Genomic DNA, 21415 nt, shown 5'->3' on the forward strand with positions numbered 1-21415 from the left:
TTCTTGCAGATCCGGGCGTCAAGTTTTCGTAATCAAACAGTCAACGAATCAAAACAACCTTGTCACATTCCCTGCGTACGCTCTTCGCGATTTACTTTTATCAAAAGAATAAGCGCAAGGAAAACACATGAAACACACTCTCACTCGTAAGAAGCATATACTGGCGATGTCTGTACTGTCAGCAATCGCAGCAAGCACCTCAAATGCGTTTGCCGAAGAGATGGCTGCAGAGTCACGTGAAGGCGAAGTTATTGAAGAAATTCAGGTTATCGGCCGCAGCGTGTCTTATGCCAACAACGCCACCGACGAAAACATGAAACAGCAGCAAACAGCAATGACCAGCGTGCTGGCGACAATTGATAACCTGCCGGGTGTTCTGATTAACGAAGGCGATACATTCGGTGCCGATGACTGGTCTACCAGTATTTCCATCCGTGGTTTTCAGGTGGATCTGGATCAGCAACAAATCGGTATGACGGTAGACGGTATCGCTAACGGTAATTCCAACTACGGTGGCGGCTCGAAGGCCAACCGTTATATGGATACAGAAAACCTGCGGGCGGTCGAGGTGTCTCAGGGAACGGCTGATATCGCTTCCCGTTCAAACGAAGCACTGGGCGGTACGCTTAACTTCACAACCATTAACCCCGGTACAGAAGAAGGTCTTATCCTGAGTGGTACGCTGGCTGAATATGAAGGTCAGAAAATCTATGCCCGTTATGAAACCGGAGAGCTGGTAAAAGACACCTACGCATGGGTGAGTGTATCGTCACAGGACAGTTCAGACTGGATGGATCAGGCGGCTGAAAATACCCGTGACCACTTTGCAGCCAAAGTTATCAGCTATGTGAGTGGTATCGATTTTACCGGCTATGCCTCTTACGACGATACTCACGAAGACAACTATCAGCGCATTTATGGCAACGAACAATTTGCCCAAAATCCGGAATGGGACCAGCTTACCAGTGACTGGTCGGGTGTGCCTTATCAGGATCAGGCATATCGCCGGGGATGGTCAACACTGCGTGAGAACTTTTTCACCTATCTGAAAGCTGATATGTCGGTAGGCGCAGTGGATTTCAGTGCCAACGTTTATTACCACAATCAGGAAGGGCGGGGCGACTGGTTGCCACCTTACGTGGTCGATGTTACAGACGACGGGCTGAATCAGCCTAATTCTGAACTGGTTTCGGGTAACACGGTATACGGCGGTTCTCAGTTAGGTCAGCTTTTCTATGTGTCTCCTGAAGGCGCGGCGTTATCGCCTGCAACAGGCTGTGTCAGCTCGCTTAAATTCCCTTATGGCGGCAGTTCTGCCGAATACGACCCTGCCTGTTACGACAGCAGCGCAGTGCCGGTTGGCTCTTACCGTCATACACATTACAAAAAGGAACGCACCGGCTTCAACGCTGACATGATCTGGAATACGCAGATTGGCGATATGGACAACGTGTTACGTGCAGGCTTGTGGTACGAAGATTACAACCGCGAAGAATCACGTGACTGGCACAAGATCATCGATTCGAAAACCAGTTTCTATTATGACCACATTCCTTACTGGGTACAGTACAGCCGTGAATTCCCGGTTGAAACCATAATGTATTACCTTGAAGACGAGCTGGACTTGGGCGTAGCAAAAGTACGCCTTGGAGCTAAGCAATTCAATGTAGACGTAAAGAAAAACGATTTGTTTGATGCCAATAACAACCAAGCTGTATCGTCTGATTCTGATGTGCTGTTCTCTGCCGGTTTTGTTGCGCCTCTGGCTGACAATCTGGAATTCTTCGGTGGCTTCGCGCAAAACTACGCGGCAATCAAAGATGCAGTGCTTGAGCGTGATGACGCTGACTTGTCGGTAATTGAACCTGAAACGGCTGACAACATTGACCTGGGTGTGCGCTACTCAACCCCGGGCTTTAACGCCAGCCTGACGTACTACACAATTAAATTTGATAACCGCATTCGTTTTGTTAGTGCTGAACAGTCTGAAGGGATCGACTTCCTTGAAGAAGGTGCCGGTGGTTATGTTAATGACGGTGGTGTTGAGTCAGACGGCATTGAAGCATCTGCACAATGGCAGGCGACGGAATACCTGAGCGTGTATGCATCGTATACCTACAACAATTCTGAATATGCAGAATCCCGTTATGAAGATATTGAAGGCAATACTGTTCTTGGCACCGCAAAAGACATGGCTGTTCTGAGCCTGGACTATGCGAAAAGCAATTACATTGCCGGTCTGAGCACAAAGTATGTCGGCCCCCGGTTTATGGATCAGGCGAATCTGACAGAAGTTGAGGAGTATGTGGTCAGCGATTTCTACGCAGGCGTTGTACTGGATAACGTGGCAAGTGGCATTAAATCACTGGATGTACGCTTAACGGTGAATAACCTTTTTGACGAAAGCTATCTGGGCACAGTGGTTGCCGGTGCAGGCTGGATTGGTGCACCAAGAACAGCCGCGATAAATGTGAAAGCGGCATTTTAAATCGCTTTGACAATGTAACAAAGGCCGGGAATTCCGGCCTTTGTTTTTTCTGAAAAACTGTCCGGCAGTTTTCATGACCTGAACGCGGATAAAAAAGCTAACCTTCAGCACATCCGTGCAACAGCACTCAGCAAGTCTTCTGCGGAAAAAGGTTTGCTTATATAATCGTCCATCCCGGCCGCTTCACAGCGTTCTCTGTCACCTTTCATGGCATTGGCGGTAAGAGCAATTACCGGCACATTCAGGTATTTCTCGCCGGCGTCTCCGGCGCGAATACGCCGGGTTGTTTCAAATCCGTCCATTTCAGGCATGTGACAATCCATCAGGATCACATCAAAAGTCAGCTTCATTCTGTTCAACGCTTCCAGCGCTTCTTTACCGTTGCGGGCTGTCATGGTTTTATGCTGGCTCAGGTGTTCTCTGGCAATAAGCTGGTTTATTTCATTGTCTTCGACGATGAGAATTTTGGCGCAGAAGTCTTTAGCCGGAAGCAGAGGGGCAGGGGCCTGAGAGTCGTTGTGGCTTTGTACCGGTTGTGTACCTTCAGCATTACCCTGAAGCATCACAAAGCTGAAACAGCTGCCACGGCCCTTCTCGCTGGTGACGGTTAAATCTCCGCCCATCAACTGACATAACTGCCTGCTGATGGATAATCCCAGCCCGGTACCACCAAATTTACGGGTTGTGGACACGTCTTCCTGGCTGAATACTTCAAAAATGCTGTCCAGATTCTCAGGCGCAATACCTATACCGGTATCTTCAACATCTCCCCGTAAGGTCCATTTCTGTTTATCACCAACAGTCAGAGCAAGACGCAGAGTAATGGTACCTTCTGATGTAAATTTCACTGCATTGCTTAGCAGATTACCCAGTACCTGTCGTAATCTTACCGGATCGCCGGTGACCATAGTCTGACCATTCAGATCACTTTCCAGTTTCAGTGTCAGTCCTTTCTCACCACAACTGATACAGAACTGGTCGTATATGGTTTTTATCAGTAATTCCAGATTAAACGGAATGGCTTCCAGATTGAGCTGTCCCGCCTCGATTTTTGAGAAATCGAGTATATCATCCACAATGTGCTGCAAGTTCTTCAGACTGTCTTTTGCCAAATCGACATAACGTTTCTGTGTACTGTCCAGCGGCGTCTTATTCACCAGTTGCAATGCACCAGATACACCATGCAGCGGGGTGCGGACTTCATGACTCATGCTGGCAAGGAAGCCGGATTTCAAACGGGCAGATTCTTCTGCCTTTAAGCGGGCGTCTTCAAGGTACTGCCGTGTTCGCTCCCGGTCTGTAACATCCTGAAAGAAAGCCACGAAATGCGTTAACTTATCCTCAGTGTAGACGGGTGTCAGGATCAACTGGTTGTAGAAAACAGAACCGTCTTTCTTGTGACAAATCAGCATTTCGTCAAAGGCATGACCATGTCTGAGGGCATATTTGATTTTATGCAGCTGGCTTGCTTCAGCTTTCATCTGATTTAACATCAGGAACGTTTGTCCCATGACTTCATCTTCATCAAAGCCGGTGATCAGACTAAAATGAGGATTAACGTAGATGGCTGGGAAGCCTGCTTCCTGAGCATCAACAATGAGTATCGACACGGTGGCAGATTTCATGGCATGACTGATTACGTTTATCTGATTTTCCAGCACCCGCCGCTGAGTCAGGTCATTGCCCACCAGAATACTGCCAACCTGCTTACGCTCATCGTCTATCAGAGGAAGCACCCGCCAGCTTAACGTGACCGGCCTCTTGTCACTTAAAGAGGCGTAGTGGCCGGTAAGAGACTGTTTGTCAGCAGATAAGTCAGCTTTTATATCTCTGAGCGTGTTGTCTGATAAATCATAATAGAGGGCGTATCGCTTATAAGCGCGGTTCGCCAGAATGTTCTCACCGGTTTCGTCCTGTACAACCAGGATCTCTTCCAGTGAATCCAGCACATTAGAAAATTGTCTGTTGGACAGGGAGATAGTAGATAAATTAATGATTAACTGATTAAACGCTGTCCGGATTTCGTTAAGTTCCGCAGGTTCATTTTCACTGCCGGTGCTGGTTCCCCCTTTCTTCCGGCTGGTACTGCGCTGAATATCATCGTGAAGCTGGCGCAGAGTTACTGCGCTCAGTTTTGCAGCGTGACTGGATGCGTAAACACTTACGATCACAGCAAAGGCCAGGGTGATCAAAATTGCCGGAATTAACCAGAGTACATTAGAGTAAGCTTCCAGCGCCGGCGCCTGACTGATAAGAGTCAGTCCCCGCCATTGCTCTGATTCAGACTCCCAACCGGAATAGGCTGCATGGTCAAATAGACTGCCTGGTCTGAACATCGCCGGTTTATTTGAATAAAGGATCTTCCCTTCATTGTCGAGAATTAACTGGTTTGCATCACTGTCCCGTTGATAAATTAATGCCTGCAGAGCCGGAATATGGAGTACCAGCGCACCTTCTGCTGAATCCGCGAGTAATACCGGTACCGCGATAATTGCACCGTCACCGGAAATATTATTATAAGGTTTCGATTCGTTCAGCACCGTTTCCTGCCACGCATTGGCCATCGATGCCGGCACCTGACCTTCCCAGTTGTTTGTGATGAGCGGTTCACCATTAAACTGAAACAATCCGAGACTGAAAGATCGGGCACGGGTAAAGCGCAAAGACTCAAAAAAGATGGGCAGGTAATTCTGCCGCTGCTGAATATCAATAAAACTGTTTATCAGCAGGTCGTTAGCCGCGATACCCTCCATTAACTGCTGCGTGCTGTCGAGGGTAAATGTGAGATCTGCCTTGAGGTGTGAGATATAAGTGCGCTGTTCATTCGCCACCTGCTTCTGTGCCACATAAAAAATACACAGGCACAAGATTATGCTGACAGCAATCAGTGCGACTAAAAGCCGTGGGAGTATGGTTTGCTGCAGTTGGGTATACAGCGAGGGGCGGGTACTCACCGGATATCTGAAACCGGGATAAGGTGTCCGTCTTCGTTAAACATCGCCATAAAATAATCCTCCGCCATTAATGCGTCATGCATATTTTCCGTAAACGCCGGCGCATATTGTTTCACTGCGCCTTGCAACACCGGCAAGTTCTCAAGGGCCTGACGAACAGCATCAGCTTCAACAGAGCCGGCTTTTTTCACTGCAGCAGTCAAAATATGGACCAGGTCATAGCTATGAGCAAGGCCCACAACAGCCGGAATTGCCTGTGGAGCAATATCGTCATAACGTTGGCGGTACGCTTTCAGTAAATAAGCAGAGCGGCTATTGTTCTGATATAAAAAGCTGAAAGTTTGAATGACAGACAAGTCGAGTTTAGATAGATCTGTCAGACCGACTTCCGCGACAAAATCACCACCTGCCAGACCCCAGTGAGCAATTAACGGCATTTCTGCCGCTTCCAGTTTGAGCAGAGCTTTGCTGACAACAGCTGCTTCAGGCGCATTAGAGACAAGAATAATAGCCCCGGCACCAGACTGGATAATCGCCGACATCTCATTGGTAAAATCTGTCTGGCGCCAGTTTATCCATTGTGTGCTCACGATTTTCAGGCCCTGATGTTCAGCCGCTTTAGATAATGATGTTAAATTTGAACGACCCCAGCCTGTACGCTCAAGTACCAGGGCAATTTCTTTAACTCCCCGTTCTCTGGCTGTTTTAATCAGAACTTCTCCGGCCTGCTCATCACGGATAGAGACACGAAAAACGTTATTTGGCGTGTAATGATTATCGACCAGTGATGTACCGGCGGCCCAGGGGCTCAGGAACAAGAGGTTGTTCTTATGCACTGCATCCAGTTCGGCCACAGCTACCGGTGTATGTACACCGCCAAAGATAGCCAGTAAATCCTGCCGCTTTGCCAGTTGTTCGACGTTATACACGCCGCGGGCCGGGTTTCCACGGTGATCCGTTGTGACCAGTGAGAGTTGGTGACCAAGAACGCCGCCATTGTTGTTAACTTCCGCGATGGCAATTTCCATTCCCCGGCGTATCGCGGTTCCGCCTTCCACGGCAACAGCACTGAGATCGGCATCAAGTGCCAGTACCAGCGGCGCTTTTTCCTGTGCCACGGCCAGGCTGCCGGCACCTGTCAGAGTAAGCAGAAAGATTAAGAGAAATCTGGTCATATTCAGTCACGTAAACGTAAAGGAAAACGGTTGTTTTAAAAGGGCTCGGGATAATATTAGTATTTGCATGCGATTCTGCAATTAGACAAAGGATGGTGGAATTTATCAGAATAAAAACTTGCACCTTTCAGGTTAGAGACTTAGTTTTAACGTATAACGAATAAATCAAAATTAGCGTGCAAAATCATTATCCTCCTACCATTTTGGATGTCGAAGCCAGCGGGTTCGGCAGCGACAGTTTTCCCATCGAAATCGGTGTGAAGCGTTCTGATGGTGCGCGCTTTTGTCGTCTGATAAAGCCCTATCAGCGCTGGACGCACTGGAACAGCGAGGCCGAATCTCTACACGGTATTACCCGCGATGTGCTTTCCCGATACGGCATTGACGGCAGGGAAGTGTGCATTCAGCTCAATGCCTTCATGCAAAACAGCACCGCCTATTCAGACGGCTGGGTGGTGGATTATCCCTGGCTGATCAAACTCTACGCAGAAGCCGGCATAGAAATGGACTTTAAGCTGACAGCGCTGGAATACCTGTTATCTGAAAACCAGATGCAACACTGGCATGAAGTGAAGCAGACTCTGGTCAATCAGCAGTGTGTTAAACGCCATCGTGCCAGTGTAGATGCGGAGCTCATCCAGCAAACCTTCATGACTACAGCATCCATGCCGATGCCGGCACTGGCAAGATAGTACGTACAGGGAACTTCAATGAAGCAGATTGGTATTATCGGTGGCATGAGCTGGGAATCATCGGCAATGTATTACCGCCTGATTAACAGCTATGTGAAACAACGTCTGGGCGGGCTGCACAGTGCACGCATATTACTGAACAGCGTGGATTTCGCAGAGATTAGCCAGTGGCAGCATGAAAATAACTGGGATGCACTTACCCGGGCGATGGTTCAGGCTGCAAAACAACTGGAAGTCGGCGGCGCAGACGGCGTTGCTATTGCGACTAATACGATGCACAAAGTCGCTCCTGAAGTAGAAAAGGCCCTGAACATACCCTTACTCCATATTGCTGATGCGACAGCCAGTGTGTGCGAGCGCGGGGGCATAAATAAAGCAGCCCTGACAGGCACCCGGTTCACCATGGAGCAAGCATTCTATACTGAACGGCTGCAAGGGTATGGGATCACTGTCCTGACACCGGATATGGCCGGCCGGCAGGTCATTCATGACATTATTTATAATGAACTGTGCAAAGGCGAAACACGGGCATCCTCAAAAGAGATTTATCAGCAAATCATTGAGCAAATGGCAGCAGACGGTGCGCAGGCTGTCATTCTCGGCTGCACGGAAATTGGTATGTTGATAAAGTCCGGAGATGTCAGTATTCCGGTACTGGACACCACGGAAATTCATTGCGAAAGCATTGTGGATTTTATGCTGGGGTAACGCAGGCCGTTGTCTGAGTAAGGGTCAGAAATAGTACTGCACGCCGAGCAACAATGAATTGATGTCTTTATCACTCACTTCCCTATACTGGTACTCCACTGCCATTTTCACCGAATTTAATTCTCCGATTTGCCAGCCGACGCTGGCGGCGGTGCCTGCATTGTAAGGCAGATAAAGCCAGTCAGAATAGGCGGCCTGTTGATCGTTACTGGTTTGCAGAGCTGCGAAAACGCGTTGACTGGAGTCTTTTACCAGGGAGCGGCTGGCCGAGACCCTCACGGAGTCTACGGAGTGATACGTACTAATCTTGTCAACCCACTGGTCGTGATAAGGCAGCTCGCGGTTGTAGCGCACCCCAAATCGCCAGGCTGGCAGGCGCTGACTGCGAAATGAAATTTCAGACTGATAGGGGGAGGCAACGTATACCGGCTGACTTTTTTTCGTAGCAGAAAGTACACTGTCGCCTGCATGACACAGCGTACTTAATAAAGTCAGACAACTCACTAGCCAGAAGCATTTCATGGCATGGTTCCTATGTGTGTGCCTGAGTCTGCAGCTCAGTTAGGGATTGATTATCGGGCAGGCAATGCGATTTATACTTAAGTGTAGTTGGTTTGGATGATTATCCCAGTGGGAAAATGTAATTATTTTTAAAATAATTTAAATAAAAAAAGCGGCATGTTCCCACATGCCGCTTTCCTTTTATCTTTGTTTTTATACAGAGGCTTTAAGCGCTTCTGCTTTGTCAGTGGCTTCCCACGGGAATTCATCACGGCCGAAGTGACCGTAAGCAGCCGTCGGACGGTAAATCGGACGTTCCAGATCAAGCATCTTGATCAGGCCGTAAGGACGTAAGTCAAAGTGTTCACGTACCAGTGCCACCAGTGTTTTCTCATCAACCACGCCTGTACCAAACGTTTCAATACTGATAGATGTTGGCTCTGCTACACCGATAGCGTAAGACACCTGAATTTCACAACGCTTCGCCAGACCGGCTGCAACGATATTCTTCGCCACATAACGACCTGCATATGCCGCCGAGCGGTCTACTTTTGACGGATCTTTGCCGGAGAATGCACCACCACCGTGACGGGCCATACCGCCGTAGGTATCTACGATAATTTTACGGCCAGTCAGACCACAGTCACCCATTGGGCCGCCAATTACAAAACGACCAGTCGGGTTAATGTGGAATTGAGTATTTTTGGTCAGCCATTCCGAAGGCAGTACAGGCTTAATCACTTCTTCCATAACGGCTTCGCGAAGTTGCTCTGTGGTGACCTTTTCATTGTGCTGAGTAGACAGAACAACGGCATCAATACCCACCGGCTTGTCGTTCTCATAAATAAAAGTCACCTGACTTTTCGCATCAGGGCGCAGGAAATCGAGCTGGCCGGATTTTCTGACTTCAGCCTGCTTTTGTACCAGGCGGTGTGCGTAGGTGATCGGTGCCGGCATTAATACGTCAGTTTCGTCACTGGCATAGCCGAACATCAGACCCTGGTCACCGGCACCCTGTTCTTCAGGGCGGGCACGGTCAACACCCTGATTAATGTCAGGAGATTGCTTACCAATCGCATTCAGCACAGCACAGGAGTCAGCATCAAAGCCTACATCTGAGTGGTTGTAACCAATTTCTTTTACCGTCTGACGGGTCAATTCTTCAATATCGACCCAGGCGGATGTGGTGATCTCACCACCTACCAGTACCATACCGGTTTTTACATACGTTTCGCAGGCAACCCGTGCTTTGGGATCCTGTTCTAATATGGCGTCAAGCACAGCATCTGAAATCTGGTCGGCAATTTTATCCGGATGTCCTTCTGAGACTGATTCCGATGTGAATAAATGTGCGGCCATAAATCCTCCGTTATTTCTGGGTTAACCAATACATCACTATCATAAGCTTAAGTGACTGGCTGGTTGGGTATATTCGTTCGCCCCCGGGTATATTCTGTCGTCCCGGACGATGAACAGCATTGTACCGGGTTCGTGTAAAAATACCATCTTTACTTCTGGACGTCTAAAAGTCTATTTGTTACGTTTCGTTGACAGTCCGGTTCGTTATTACGTGAGTAAGACGAAAAACGATTTCTGTCAGCAGAGAACCTGTTTTGCGCAACGACTATCCGAATAATTGTTATAAGTTAACTAAATTCGATAAGTGCACCCGGTATAAAACACATTGAACTGGTTATGCGCTTAGGTAAGAATAGTCGCCAGTTTGAAAATTCATAGTCGGCAGCAGGAATTCCTATCCGTTTCCGGATTAATGTCCGGGTTGTCAGTGTCAAAGTTTTAAGCAAATTATTAAAGGAGTTAGCATGCCAACTCGTCGTGAACTTGCCAACGCTATCCGCGCACTAAGCATGGATGCAGTTCAGCAAGCCAAATCAGGCCACCCGGGCGCCCCTATGGGTATGGCGGATATCGCGCAGGTTTTGTGGTGCGATTATCTTTCTCATAACCCGTCTAATCCTAACTGGGCGAACCGCGACCGTTTTGTGCTTTCAAACGGTCACGGCTCTATGCTGCTTTATTCATTGCTGCATCTTACGGGTTACGATCTGCCGTTAGAAGAGCTGAAAAATTTCCGTCAGTTACATTCTAAAACCCCTGGTCACCCTGAATATGGCTATGCGCCGGGTGTTGAAACCACCACCGGCCCGCTGGGACAAGGGATCAGCAACGCCGTAGGTATGGCGCTGGCAGAGAAAGTGCTGGCTGCACAGTTTAATCAGGACGGCCACGATATCGTCGACCATTACACCTACACGTTCCTGGGTGACGGCTGTCTGATGGAAGGTATTTCTCATGAAGTTTGCTCATTAGCCGGCACTTTAGGTCTTGGCAAGCTGGTGGCGTTCTACGATGACAACGGCATCTCTATCGACGGCGAAGTGGAAGGATGGTTCACCGACGATACTGTGAAGCGTTTCGAATCATACGGCTGGCATGTCATTGCCGGAGTTGATGGTCACAACCCTGATCAAATCCGTAAAGCGGTTGATGAAGCCCGCGCGAATACCACACAGCCTACACTTATCTGCTGCAAAACCATTATCGGTTTTGGTTCCCCTAACAAGCAGGGCAAAGAAGATTGTCACGGCGCCCCGCTGGGTGATGACGAAATTGCATTAACCCGCAAAGAACTTGGCTGGACCCACGGTGCCTTCGAAGTACCACAGGATATTTACGCTGAGTGGGATGGTAAAGAAAAGGGCAGTGCGGCAGAAGCGAGCTGGAACGAAGCGTTTGCAGCCTATGAAAAAGCGTTCCCTGAACTGGCAGCAGAATTCAGCCGCCGCGTAAACGGTGATGTTCCGGCTGACTTCGTTGAAAAAGCGGATGCTTACATTGCAAAACTGCAAGCTAATCCTGATGCCCCGGCAACCCGTAAAGCATCGCAGAATGCACTGAATGCATATGGTCCGTTACTGCCGGAATTGCTGGGCGGTTCTGCTGACCTTGCCGGTTCTAACCTGACAATCTGGTCAGGCTCAAAAGGTGTTGATGAGAAAGACGCATCCGGTAACTACATCTATTACGGTGTACGTGAGTTCGGTATGTCGGCAATGATGAACGGCATTACCCTGCACGGCGGCTTTAAAGCGTACGGCGCGACCTTCCTGATGTTTATGGAATATGCACGCAACGCAGTGCGAATGGCCGCGCTGATGAAAGCGCCGTCTATCTTTGTCTATACCCACGATTCTATTGGTCTGGGTGAAGATGGTCCTACGCACCAGCCGGTTGAGCAACTGGTGGCATTACGCTCTACGCCTAACCTTGACAACTGGCGGCCTTGTGACCAGGTTGAGTCTGCGGTTGCCTGGAAAGAAGCAATTTTACGCACCGAAGGTCCTACCACCTTAATTTTTACCCGTCAGGGTTTACCGCAGCAAGCACGCTCTGCTGAGCAGGTTGCTGACATCGCTAAAGGTGGTTATATCCTTAAGGATACTGAAGGTACACCGGATGTACTGCTGATCGGCACCGGCTCTGAAGTGCAACTGGCTGTCGCTGCCAGCGAGCAACTGGCTGAGAAGGGTGTTAAAGCCCGTGTGGTTTCTATGCCTTGTACTGATGCGTTTGACCGTCAGGATGCTGAATATCGTGAAGCTGTTCTGCCTTCAAGTGTTACTAAGCGTGTTGCAGTTGAAGCATTAGCGAAAGATTCCTGGTATAAATACACAGGTTTCGGCGGCGCAATTGTGGGCATGGACACCTTTGGTGAATCCGGTCCGGCAGGAGAACTGTTCAAACACTTCGGCATTACAACAGATGCCGTTGTTGAGGCAGCGTTGTCTTTATAATAGTTCGACAACAGGCGGTTTTTTATGGTCCATGTAGCCATAAATGGGTTTGGCCGCATTGGTCGTAACGTACTGCGCGCCCTGTATGAAACAGGGCGCAATCAATTGATTAAAGTAGTTGCGATTAACGACCTGGCAGAACCTCAAGGCATAGCCCATCTGCTCAAATACGACACCACGCATGGTCGGTTCGGGTTTGATGTGGCGCTACAAGACGAACAGTTAATGGTGGCGGGTGACAGTATCCGCCTGTTGGCTGAACCAGATATTCACAACCTCCCCTGGGACACTCTGGGGGTGGATATTGTGCTCGAATGTACCGGTGTATTTTCTGACCGGCAGGCCGGTCAGGCCCATCTTGATGCCGGTGCCGGCAAAGTGCTCTTTTCACAGCCCGGCAGCACCGATTTAGACAACACCATCATTTTTGGCACCAACGAAGAATCGTTGTTACCTGAACACAAACTGGTATCTAACGGCTCGTGCACCACGAACTGTATTGTTCCTGTCATCCAGGCGCTGGATAATGCTTTCGGCGTATTAAGCGGCACAATCACTACCATACATGCGTCAATGCATGATCAGCAGGTGATTGATGCTTATAACAAAGATCTCCGTCGTGCCAGAGCTGCGAGTCAGTCTATCATTCCTGTCGACACCCGGTTAGCCGCCGGCATCGAACGTATTCTGCCAAAGTTTGCAGGTAAGTTTGAAGCCATTGCGGTGCGGGTACCCACAGTCAATGTGACGGCCATGGATTTAAGTGTCACGCTGGACACAGAAGTGAACATCACTGATGTGAACAACGCACTGAAAAAAGCGCGCGAAGGGCGACTTTCCGGTATATTGGGTTATTCGGAAGCGCCGTTAGTCTCAGTAGATTTTAATCACGATCCTCATTCATGCATTGTTGACGGAACGCAAACCCGTGTAAGTCACCGTCAGCTGGTGAAAACGCTGGTGTGGTGTGACAATGAATGGGGTTTTGCAAATCGAATGATTGATACCACGCTGGCCATGTACCAGTCGGGGTGTTGAGGAAATTAACTTCAGTTTTTAAGGGAAAACTATGGCAATTCCAAGCATGCAGGATTTGGCGCTGAACGGTCAGCGCGTGTTGATCCGTCAGGATCTCAACGTACCGGTAAAAGACGGTAAAGTCACGTCAGATGCGCGTATCAAAGCATCTATCCCTACAATCAAAGCTGCTCTGGAAGCCGGCGCAGCGGTAATGGTGATGTCTCACCTGGGTCGTCCTGAAGAAGGCAAATACGAAGAAGAATATTCACTGCAACCAGTCGTGGATTACTTAAATGGTGCACTGGACGTGTCAGTGTCGCTGGTCAAAGACTATCTGAACGGTGTTGACGTGAAGCCGGGCGAACTGGTTATTCTGGAAAACGTTCGTTTTAATAAAGGCGAAAAGAAAGACGACGAAACCCTGTCAAAACAATACGCTGCGCTGTGCGACATCTTTGTCATGGATGCCTTCGGTACAGCTCACCGTGCTCAGGCGTCGACACATGGTGTCGCAAAATTTGCGCCAAAAGCATGTGCTGGCCCGCTGCTTGCAGCTGAACTGGATGCACTGGGTAAAGCATTAGATAATCCTAAGCGTCCGATGGTTGCTATTGTGGGTGGTTCAAAGGTTTCTACCAAACTTACCGTGCTGAAAACGCTGGCAGAGAAAGTGGACCAGCTTATTGTTGGTGGTGGTATCGCCAATACGTTCATTGCTGCTCAGGGCCACAATGTGGGCAAATCACTGGTTGAAATGGACCTGGTTGATGAAGCGAAAGAGCTCATTGCACAGGCGCAGGCAAACGGCGGTGATATTCCGGTACCTACCGATGTGGTCACCGGTACTGAGTTCTCTGAAACCACGCCGGCCACATTAAAGGCGGTGGATCAAATCGGCGACGACGACATGGTGTTCGATATCGGTCCTGATTCGTCGGCGGCGTTAGAAACAATTTTGAAAAATGCGGGCACAATTGTCTGGAACGGTCCTGTAGGCGTATTTGAATTTGATCAATTCGCCGCTGGCACAAAAGCGTTAGCACAGGCTATTGCAGACAGTGACGCATTCTCTATTGCAGGTGGCGGTGACACGTTAGCTGCAGTAGATAAGTATGATATCGCAGATAAGATATCTTACATCTCTACCGGCGGTGGTGCTTTCCTTGAGTTCCTGGAAGGTAAAACCCTGCCAGCGGTCGCTGTTTTAGAAGAAAAAAACCAATAATAAAAACAGCGCTCGTGTAACGAAATTCGTTACTCAACTTGTCCGGCGAACAGTGACGTTTGCCGGCATTATTATAAACCCTACAGCCGTCTTTACACGCGGCACATAAAAAGGAGTGTTGCTCATGGCATCACAAGCGCAGCAGGCTATGCTGGATAAAATTAAAGTCCAAAAAGGTTTCATTGCAGCCCTCGATCAAAGCGGAGGCAGTACACCTAAAGCTCTGAAACTTTATGGGATCGATCCGTCTGCTTACAGCACAGACGAAGAAATGTTCGACATGGTACATGCCATGCGAACCCGCATTATTACCAGCGATGTGTTCAGTGGTGAACGCGTTCTGGGTGCCATTCTGTTTGAAAACACCCTCGACAGGGATATCGAAGGCATGCCTTCGGCAAAATTCCTGTGGGAGAAAAAGCGTGTGGTTCCTTTCCTCAAGGTAGACAAGGGACTTGAGGATGAGGCGAATGGTGTTCAGCTGATGAAGCCTATTCCTACCCTGGATACCCTGCTTGCTAAAGCCGTGGCGCAGGACGTATTCGGTACCAAGATGCGTTCAGTGGTCAAGCTGGCTAATCATGAAGGTATCAAAGCCATCGTTGCGCAACAGTTTGAGGTGGGTAAGCAAATCCTGGCTGCAGGTCTGGTGCCTATCATCGAACCGGAAGTAGATATCAACAGCCCGGAGAAGGCGGAAGCCGAAGCATTGCTTAAGCTGGAAATCATGACGCAGCTTAATCTGCTGAATGAAGGCCAGGAAGTGATGCTGAAACTCACGTTGCCAACTCAGGATAACTTCTACAAAGAACTGGTTGATCATCCTAAAGTGATTAAAGTTGTGGCATTGTCAGGGGGTTATACCCGTGATGAAGCGAATGCAAAACTGGCAGAAAACCCGGGTATCATCGCCTCGTTCTCCCGTGCATTAACTGAGGGCGTCAGTGCTCAGCAGTCGCAGGAAGAGTTCGACAGTACGCTGGATGCTGCCATTGAGTCTATCTATCAGGCGTCAAAATCTTAATTCATATCAACAAACCGGTAAGATCCTGCTTACCGGTTTGCTTTCTTTTTCCTCACACACTTTGCTGTCTTTAAGTTCTGCTTTATACTTTATTAGTAGATTCTAATTTATATCCTGTCTGAGTGTAGTTTATTAAGCATTTCATGCTACGAAATTGACAGATTGAAGCCGGCTGGACTATGGTTTCACATTGGCTAAAACTCCAACAAAGCGGCGCGAAGGCATGCGCCGGAATACTTCGCCAATAAAAGGGATCCGTTGTAGTGAGCAATACAGAACACATCTATTTTTTAATTGGCATTCTCAGTTTGCTGGTAACGGTAGGTGTTGTGTTTACTTTCGCCCTGCCTGTGCCTAATCACCGCTATAAAGCGCAATCGCCGGTTTTTGGCCGGCTATTCCTCATTTCAGTCTGGTTTGCATTTCTGGCTATTTGTCTGGAACCGCTGGGCTATCCTCTGGCCAGCGCGGCCACCCTGAACCTGTGTATTTTACTGGCGATGTATATGTTGCTGATGGTGGTAATGCGGCGCTACGGATTACCTCTCAGGCCACTGGAAGCTGCCGGCATAGTGTGTCACCTGGTCTTGTGTGAAGCCGTGTCTTTGTATTTTTATCTGGTCAATGACCAGGTGCTTATCAGAGAACTCATCGTCTCCGCATGTGTGCTGGTACCGCTGGGAATGGCGCTGAAGCTCATTTACCGGCATATTCCGCAAAATAAGGGCGGCGATGAAATGATTTTCGTCGTGGTCGCTATTACTACTGTGGGCGTCGTTTTCGGGGTGCCGGTTTATCTCTCCATGCTGGAAGAAGGGGAGTCAGTCAGTACCAATGTGGCGTTTGTCGCGATCTTTTTTCTGACTATTCTGTTCATGCTGGGCTTTCCCACCAGTCTGATGCAATCTTTATTTCAGCGGCTCAGCACCCAGGTGTATATTGATGCTTTGACAGGCACGAAAAATCGCCACTTTCTCTACAAAGAAGCACCGAAAATGCTGTCTCATACACGCCGGCATAACCAGCCCCTGTCCCTGGTGGCCTGCGACATTGATTATTTCAAAGCTGTGAATGACAAGTTCGGCCATCCCATGGGAGATATTGCCCTGAGGCGATTTACTGAAATTGTGGAAACATCTCTGCGGGATGGCGATACCATGATTCGTATGGGGGGCGAAGAGTTTTTGATCCTGCTTCCAAACAGCAAGCTGATGGAGGCCAGTACGCTGGCTGAACGGCTTTGTGAACAGGTCCGCAGCAGCGAAATACAACTGGAAAAAGCATCCATTAATCTTACAGCATCATTCGGTGTGGCCGAAATTGGTAAAGATGAAACTATATTTGAAGGCATCCGCTACGCTGATGAAGCCCTTTACAGAGCCAAGGCATCAGGCCGCGATCAGGTAAAACGGGCACAGAGCTGAATCTGGCTTATAAACAACTCTGCATTACTCAGTTTTCCTGAATCACTAACTCCAGTTCCAGTGTTTTCCAGTAGAGGATTTCTTGCTGAAGATCCGCAGACATGATGGGTTTGGTTTCCAGCCATCCGGCGGGAAACGTAAGCGTCAGCGCATGCTTGGATGCATTCACTTTCATTTCCGGCAGAAACGCTTCCTGACGTTTGATGTTCAGTAATGCGCCCAGACGAATAAGACAAATGGCCCGTTTCACGGCATTACTGTCAAACAGTTGAAACTCAGGGATCTCAGCCACTTTAATTTTCTTACGGTGAAAACGAACCAGTGTGGCCAGTAAGTCCTGTTGCTCCTGAGTGAAGCCGGGCATATCCACATTCGCTAAAATGTAAGCCGAGTGCCGCTGCACACCACGGGAGTTTATTTGTAAACCAACTTCGTGTAACAGGGCTGCCCATCCGAGCATGGCGCGGAAATCTTTGTTTTTGAATTTCCAGTCACCGGACGCCTGGTCAAAAAGACTCAGGGTAGTGGTAAGCACCATGTTCGCCTGATCGGTGTCCACATCGTACCGCGTGGCCAGGCTCTTTGCTGTCCGCTCACGGATATCGGTGTGTTTAAGTTCATCTTCCATCTGATACAACACTCCTTCCCGCAGAGCGGCCGGGGAGTATTGCAGGGTGTCGATGCCGAGGGATTCAAAAATACCGATAAGAATGGCCAGACCGCCGGCTATCACGCCACGCCGGTCATCACTGATTTCCGGCATAGTGAGTTTGTCGGTGTGGCCGGCCTCGATGAAAGACTTCATCAGATTGCGCAAACTTTTCAGCGTCACCGGCTCATCGTGACCGTTTGATTTGTCGCGCTGAGCAAGGCTGAACAGGGTTTTAATTGTGCCGGACGTACCGATACACTGAGACCAGCCTAACTGCTTGTAGCGGTTCTCAATCATTTCAAGTTCTTGCTTCGCCGCCGTAATAGCGCGGTTGAAATTTTTGGCTTTTAATCCACCGTCAGCAAAGAAGCGGTTGGTATAACTGACGCAGCCCATTTGTAACGAGCGGCAAATCAGCGGGTCAAAACCTTCGCCAATAACGAACTCTGTGGAGCCGCCGCCAATGTCAGCCACTAAACGGCGGCCGTCGCTGTGATTGGTATGGGCTACGCCCTGATAAATTAAGCGGGCTTCTTCCACACCGGAGATAATTTCGATGGGGTAGGGCAATACTTCACGGGCTGCATTGATAAACGCACGGGCATTGACTGCACGGCGAAGGGTATGCGTGGCAACAATGCGTACCGAATCCGGTTCGAAGCCCCGCAGGCTGTCTGCCACCAGTTGCAGCATTTTAAGGCCACGTTCAATCGCTTCATCAGATAATACATTGTCTTCGCTTAAACCCGCCGCCAGACGGACTTTTTCTTTCAGGCGGTGAAGAATCTGAACGGAGCCCGCATTAATACGGGCAACCACCAGGTGGAAGCTGTTTGAGCCAATATCAAGTGCCGCAACCTTAGTGGTGTCACGGCTTTCAACAGCTTCAAATACGGATTCGGATGGACTCAAATGGCGTTACTCATCTTCGAGACGCTTAAGATAGTCATAGATTTCTATCTGTGAGCGTAGTTTTTTACGGTTACCCCTACGAACGTACTTATTCGTCTGTTCCTTGTCAATCACCCGCGCTTTCAACGTGTCTTTAAATTGCAGCTCAAGGACATCGACAATTTGCTGTTGCAAACGTTTATCATAAACCGGACAACCAACTTCAATGCGGTTGTCCATGTTACGGGTCATCCAGTCCGCCGATGAGATAAACACTTTTCTGTCACCGCCACCCTCAAATACCATCACCCTTGGGTGTTCCAGGAAACGGTCAACGATACTGGTAATAGTGATGTTTTCGCTTATGCCCGGAAGACCCGGGACCAGTGAACACATGCCCCGCACAATACCGCGAATCTTCATGCCGGCCTGGCTGGCGCGGTACAGGTCGTCAATCAGCTCCTTGTCGACCAGGTTGTTTATTTTGAAGGTGATCTGGGCCTTGTGGCCTTCCTTCAAATACTGAATTTCCTGGCGGATTAGCGACTGAATTTTATTACGGCTGTTCAGCGGCGAAATTTGCAGATGCTGGAACTTATAGCGGCGGTACGGGTACTGGATAAGATCGAATACACTGGCGGCTTCTTCTGCCAGTTCCTGATTGCGGGTAAACAAACTGAAGTCGGTATAAATCTTGGCGGTTTTCTCGTTAAAGTTACCGGTACCGAAGTGCGCGTAATTGACCAGCGATCCCCGTTCCTCACGGGTTACCAGACACAGCTTACTGTGAATTTTTAACGTAGGAACACCTAGTACAACGCGGATACCTGCGTTAGTCATCCGGCGGGACCATTCAATGTTGGCTTCTTCATCGAAACGGGCACGAAGCTCTACGACTACGGTTACTTTCTTGCCGTTGTCTACCGCATCAATGAGTGAGTTAATGATCCGCGAGTTGCTTGCTACCCGGTAAATGTTGATTCGAATAGACTTTACGCTCGGGTCGAACGCTGCCTGACGCAAAAACTCGGTGAAATGCAGGAAGCGGTGATACGGATAGTACAGCAGAATATCGTGAGCGGTAATGGCATCGAAGACGGTATTGTGGGTTGAGAACATCTTCGTGTCGATGGCCGGCAGTTTAGGATTTTCCAGATACTCACGACCTACATTCGGAAAGCCGATGAAGTCTTTGAAGTTCCGGTAATGACCTGCAGCATGCATGGTATCGAGCTTAGTGACTTTCAGGCGTTTACGTAAATCCACTACCATGTCTTCCGGCATGGAGTAGTCGTGGATAACACGTACAGGTTCGGCAATCAGGCGTTGCTTCATACTCTCGGACATCTTGTCCATATAGCTCTCATCAATTTCGTCATTGATGGAGTATTCAGAGTCGCGGGTCATTTTAAAGGAATAAGCTTCAAGAGAATCGTACTTCACGAAGCCACGGAATATTTCTTCAAGACAAAGCTGAATGACGTCATCCAGCAAAATAATGTGCTTTTTCTTACGGCTTTTTTCCGGCGGGATCAGGATAAACCGTGAGGTTTCTGACGTGGGCACCTGAACAACGGCGTAACGGGTATTTTTACCTGTGCGACGTAATGCCACATACAGATAAACAGATGTGCCATTAAGGCGGCTTAGCAGATCGGTTTTTTTATCAATCAGGATAGGCGCAATGTGGCGAAGAATCTTATTGACGAAGAGGTTACGCAACCATACACGCTGGTAATCGTTCAGCTCATCTTTTCGCAGAATGAAAATGTTGTAACGGGCCAGAGCCTTCAGCACATCTTTGTGAATTTCATCGAACTTGTTGGATAGGTGTACCACTTTCTTCTGAATTTCCGCCATTAAAGCCATCAGTTTGTTGGCTTCATCATCACTGCCATTGTCTTCTGCAATCGTTATTTGACGTTTTACGTCGGCGGCGCGGACACGGTAAAATTCGTCCAGGTTGTTCGAATAAATGCCCAAAAAGCGAATGCGCTCCACTGCCGGGTTATTTTTGTCGGCAGCCTCCTGCAGCACCCTTTCATTAAAGGCCAGCCAGCTAAGTTCTTTGGGGTAATACAGTTCGTTGTGTTCCATACTTACGGTTTTACAATTCAAAAGTTGCAAAGCCTGCCACTTATCCGTGACAACCGTGTGACAGGCGGGGTTTCCGGCACGGAACCGGAGGTGATTTTCGTAGCGTTATACGCTGGTGTTGATGTCGACAACCAGGTCGTTTGCGATACCTTCCAGCGCTGTTTGCAGTGCACTGTCGTCGAATGACTCCGGCACGGCGATAACCGCTTTAGCTTTAAACATCAGACTTCCCCAGTTGGGGGCACTCTCGCAACGGGAATCAAAAGAGACAATATTCAGGTTGAACTGGTTTAGAATATTTGTCAGTTCCTGTACGATGCCGGGCTTATCGTTACCCATGATTTCTACTTTCAGGGTGTCGCTGAAGGTCTGAGAATTCTCAGCAACAGTGACAGACTGCACGGTTAAATCGGGCAGGCTGTCTAAGGCCGATACCAAATCATCGTGTTTTTCTTTGGGAACATGTACCTCAACGAAACCGGTAAACAGGCCAGCCATATGAGCAAAGCTGCTGCCCAACCAGTTGGCATCGTGACGATAAACACACTTGGCAAGGGCATCAACCAGACCGGGTTTGTCCTTGCCCATGATAGTAATGATCAGAGGTTGCATTGGCACTCCTGTTATTTTGAATGACGGCACCCGGCAACGGTGCTGACGAGTGGGTTGGCGCAGAGAGACTGCGTAACTTTCACTTGATTAGAAGTATTAAAATAACACATCATTGGCAATCAACCCTATCTGATCTT

The 21415-nt window shown here is 48.8% G+C and carries 15 protein-coding genes; 8 read left to right on the forward strand and 7 right to left on the reverse strand.

Annotated features, from left to right (window positions below; all coding sequences use genetic code 11):
- Nucleotides 1–127: 127 nt before the first annotated feature.
- Entirely contained in the window at nt 128–2488 is a 2361-nt protein-coding gene (locus tag DS731_RS04605; RefSeq protein WP_119500222.1) for a TonB-dependent receptor domain-containing protein, read from the forward strand.
- A gap of 104 nt (nt 2489–2592) precedes the next feature.
- On the opposite strand, the gene DS731_RS04610 is transcribed toward DS731_RS04605, so the two are convergent.
- Nucleotides 2593–5442, reverse strand: a complete 2850-nt coding sequence (locus tag DS731_RS04610) for an ATP-binding protein (protein ID WP_119500223.1) — start codon at nt 5440–5442, stop codon at nt 2593–2595.
- On the reverse strand, nt 5439–6617 hold the full coding sequence (locus DS731_RS04615) for an ABC transporter substrate-binding protein (RefSeq protein WP_119500224.1): 1179 nt from the start codon (nt 6615–6617) through the stop codon (nt 5439–5441). Before DS731_RS04615 ends, DS731_RS04610 begins: the two co-directional genes overlap by 4 nt.
- 176 nt (nt 6618–6793) lie before the next feature.
- On the opposite strand from DS731_RS04615, the gene DS731_RS04620 reads away from it, so the two are divergent.
- Both DS731_RS04620 and DS731_RS04625 read left to right on the forward strand, forming a co-directional pair.
- On the forward strand, nt 6794–7309 hold the full coding sequence (locus DS731_RS04620) for a hypothetical protein (RefSeq protein WP_119500225.1): 516 nt from the start codon (nt 6794–6796) through the stop codon (nt 7307–7309).
- Between the two features lie 18 nt (nt 7310–7327).
- Nucleotides 7328–8017, forward strand: coding sequence for an aspartate/glutamate racemase family protein (locus DS731_RS04625; protein ID WP_119500226.1), 690 nt, complete (start codon nt 7328–7330; stop codon nt 8015–8017).
- Between the two features lie 24 nt (nt 8018–8041).
- Here the strand turns inward: DS731_RS04625 and DS731_RS04630 are convergent, their stop codons facing one another.
- Nucleotides 8042–8539, reverse strand: a complete 498-nt coding sequence (locus DS731_RS04630) for a hypothetical protein (RefSeq protein ID WP_119500227.1) — start codon at nt 8537–8539, stop codon at nt 8042–8044.
- A 192-nt stretch (nt 8540–8731) separates the two neighbouring features.
- Nucleotides 8732–9877 carry a methionine adenosyltransferase gene (gene metK / locus DS731_RS04635; protein ID WP_119500228.1) on the reverse strand — a complete coding sequence of 382 codons (1146 nt, stop codon included), beginning with the start codon at nt 9875–9877 and terminating at the stop codon, nt 8732–8734.
- 464 nt (nt 9878–10341) lie between these two features.
- Here metK and tkt point away from each other — a divergent pair, with 464 nt between their 5' ends.
- The 5 genes from tkt to DS731_RS04660 all read left to right on the forward strand — a co-directional run bounded on the left by tkt (nt 10342) and on the right by DS731_RS04660 (nt 17026).
- Nucleotides 10342–12333, forward strand: a complete 1992-nt coding sequence (tkt, locus tag DS731_RS04640; protein WP_119500229.1) for a transketolase — start codon at nt 10342–10344, stop codon at nt 12331–12333.
- Nucleotides 12334–12357: 24 nt separating this feature from the next.
- A complete protein-coding gene (gene epd, locus DS731_RS04645) occupies nt 12358–13371 on the forward strand; it encodes an erythrose-4-phosphate dehydrogenase (RefSeq protein ID WP_119500230.1) in 1014 nt (337 codons plus the stop codon).
- 31 nt (nt 13372–13402) lie between these two features.
- Nucleotides 13403–14578, forward strand: coding sequence for a phosphoglycerate kinase (locus tag DS731_RS04650; protein WP_119500231.1), 1176 nt, complete (start codon nt 13403–13405; stop codon nt 14576–14578).
- A gap of 124 nt (nt 14579–14702) precedes the next feature.
- Entirely contained in the window at nt 14703–15602 is a 900-nt protein-coding gene (locus tag DS731_RS04655; RefSeq protein ID WP_119500232.1) for a fructose bisphosphate aldolase, read from the forward strand.
- 263 nt (nt 15603–15865) lie between these two features.
- Complete coding sequence (locus DS731_RS04660) at nt 15866–17026, forward strand: GGDEF domain-containing protein (protein ID WP_119500233.1); 1161 nt, start codon at nt 15866–15868, stop codon at nt 17024–17026.
- A gap of 28 nt (nt 17027–17054) precedes the next feature.
- Here DS731_RS04660 and ppx read toward each other — a convergent pair whose 3' ends face one another.
- From ppx to DS731_RS04675, 3 genes are all read right to left on the reverse strand, one after another.
- On the reverse strand, nt 17055–18590 hold the full coding sequence (gene ppx, locus DS731_RS04665; RefSeq protein WP_119500234.1) for an exopolyphosphatase: 1536 nt from the start codon (nt 18588–18590) through the stop codon (nt 17055–17057).
- 6 nt (nt 18591–18596) lie between these two features.
- Nucleotides 18597–20666: a polyphosphate kinase 1 gene (gene ppk1 / locus DS731_RS04670; protein ID WP_119500235.1), complete on the reverse strand. Its 2070-nt coding sequence runs from the start codon at nt 20664–20666 to the stop codon at nt 18597–18599.
- Between the two features lie 105 nt (nt 20667–20771).
- Nucleotides 20772–21278 (reverse strand): glycine cleavage system protein R, encoded by a 507-nt coding sequence (locus DS731_RS04675; protein WP_119500236.1) that lies wholly within the window; start codon nt 21276–21278, stop codon nt 20772–20774.
- Between the last annotated feature and the right edge of the window lie 137 nt (nt 21279–21415).

The organism is Alteromonas sp. RKMC-009 (assembly GCF_003584565.2).
Lineage (GTDB): Bacteria > Pseudomonadota > Gammaproteobacteria > Enterobacterales > Alteromonadaceae > Alteromonas.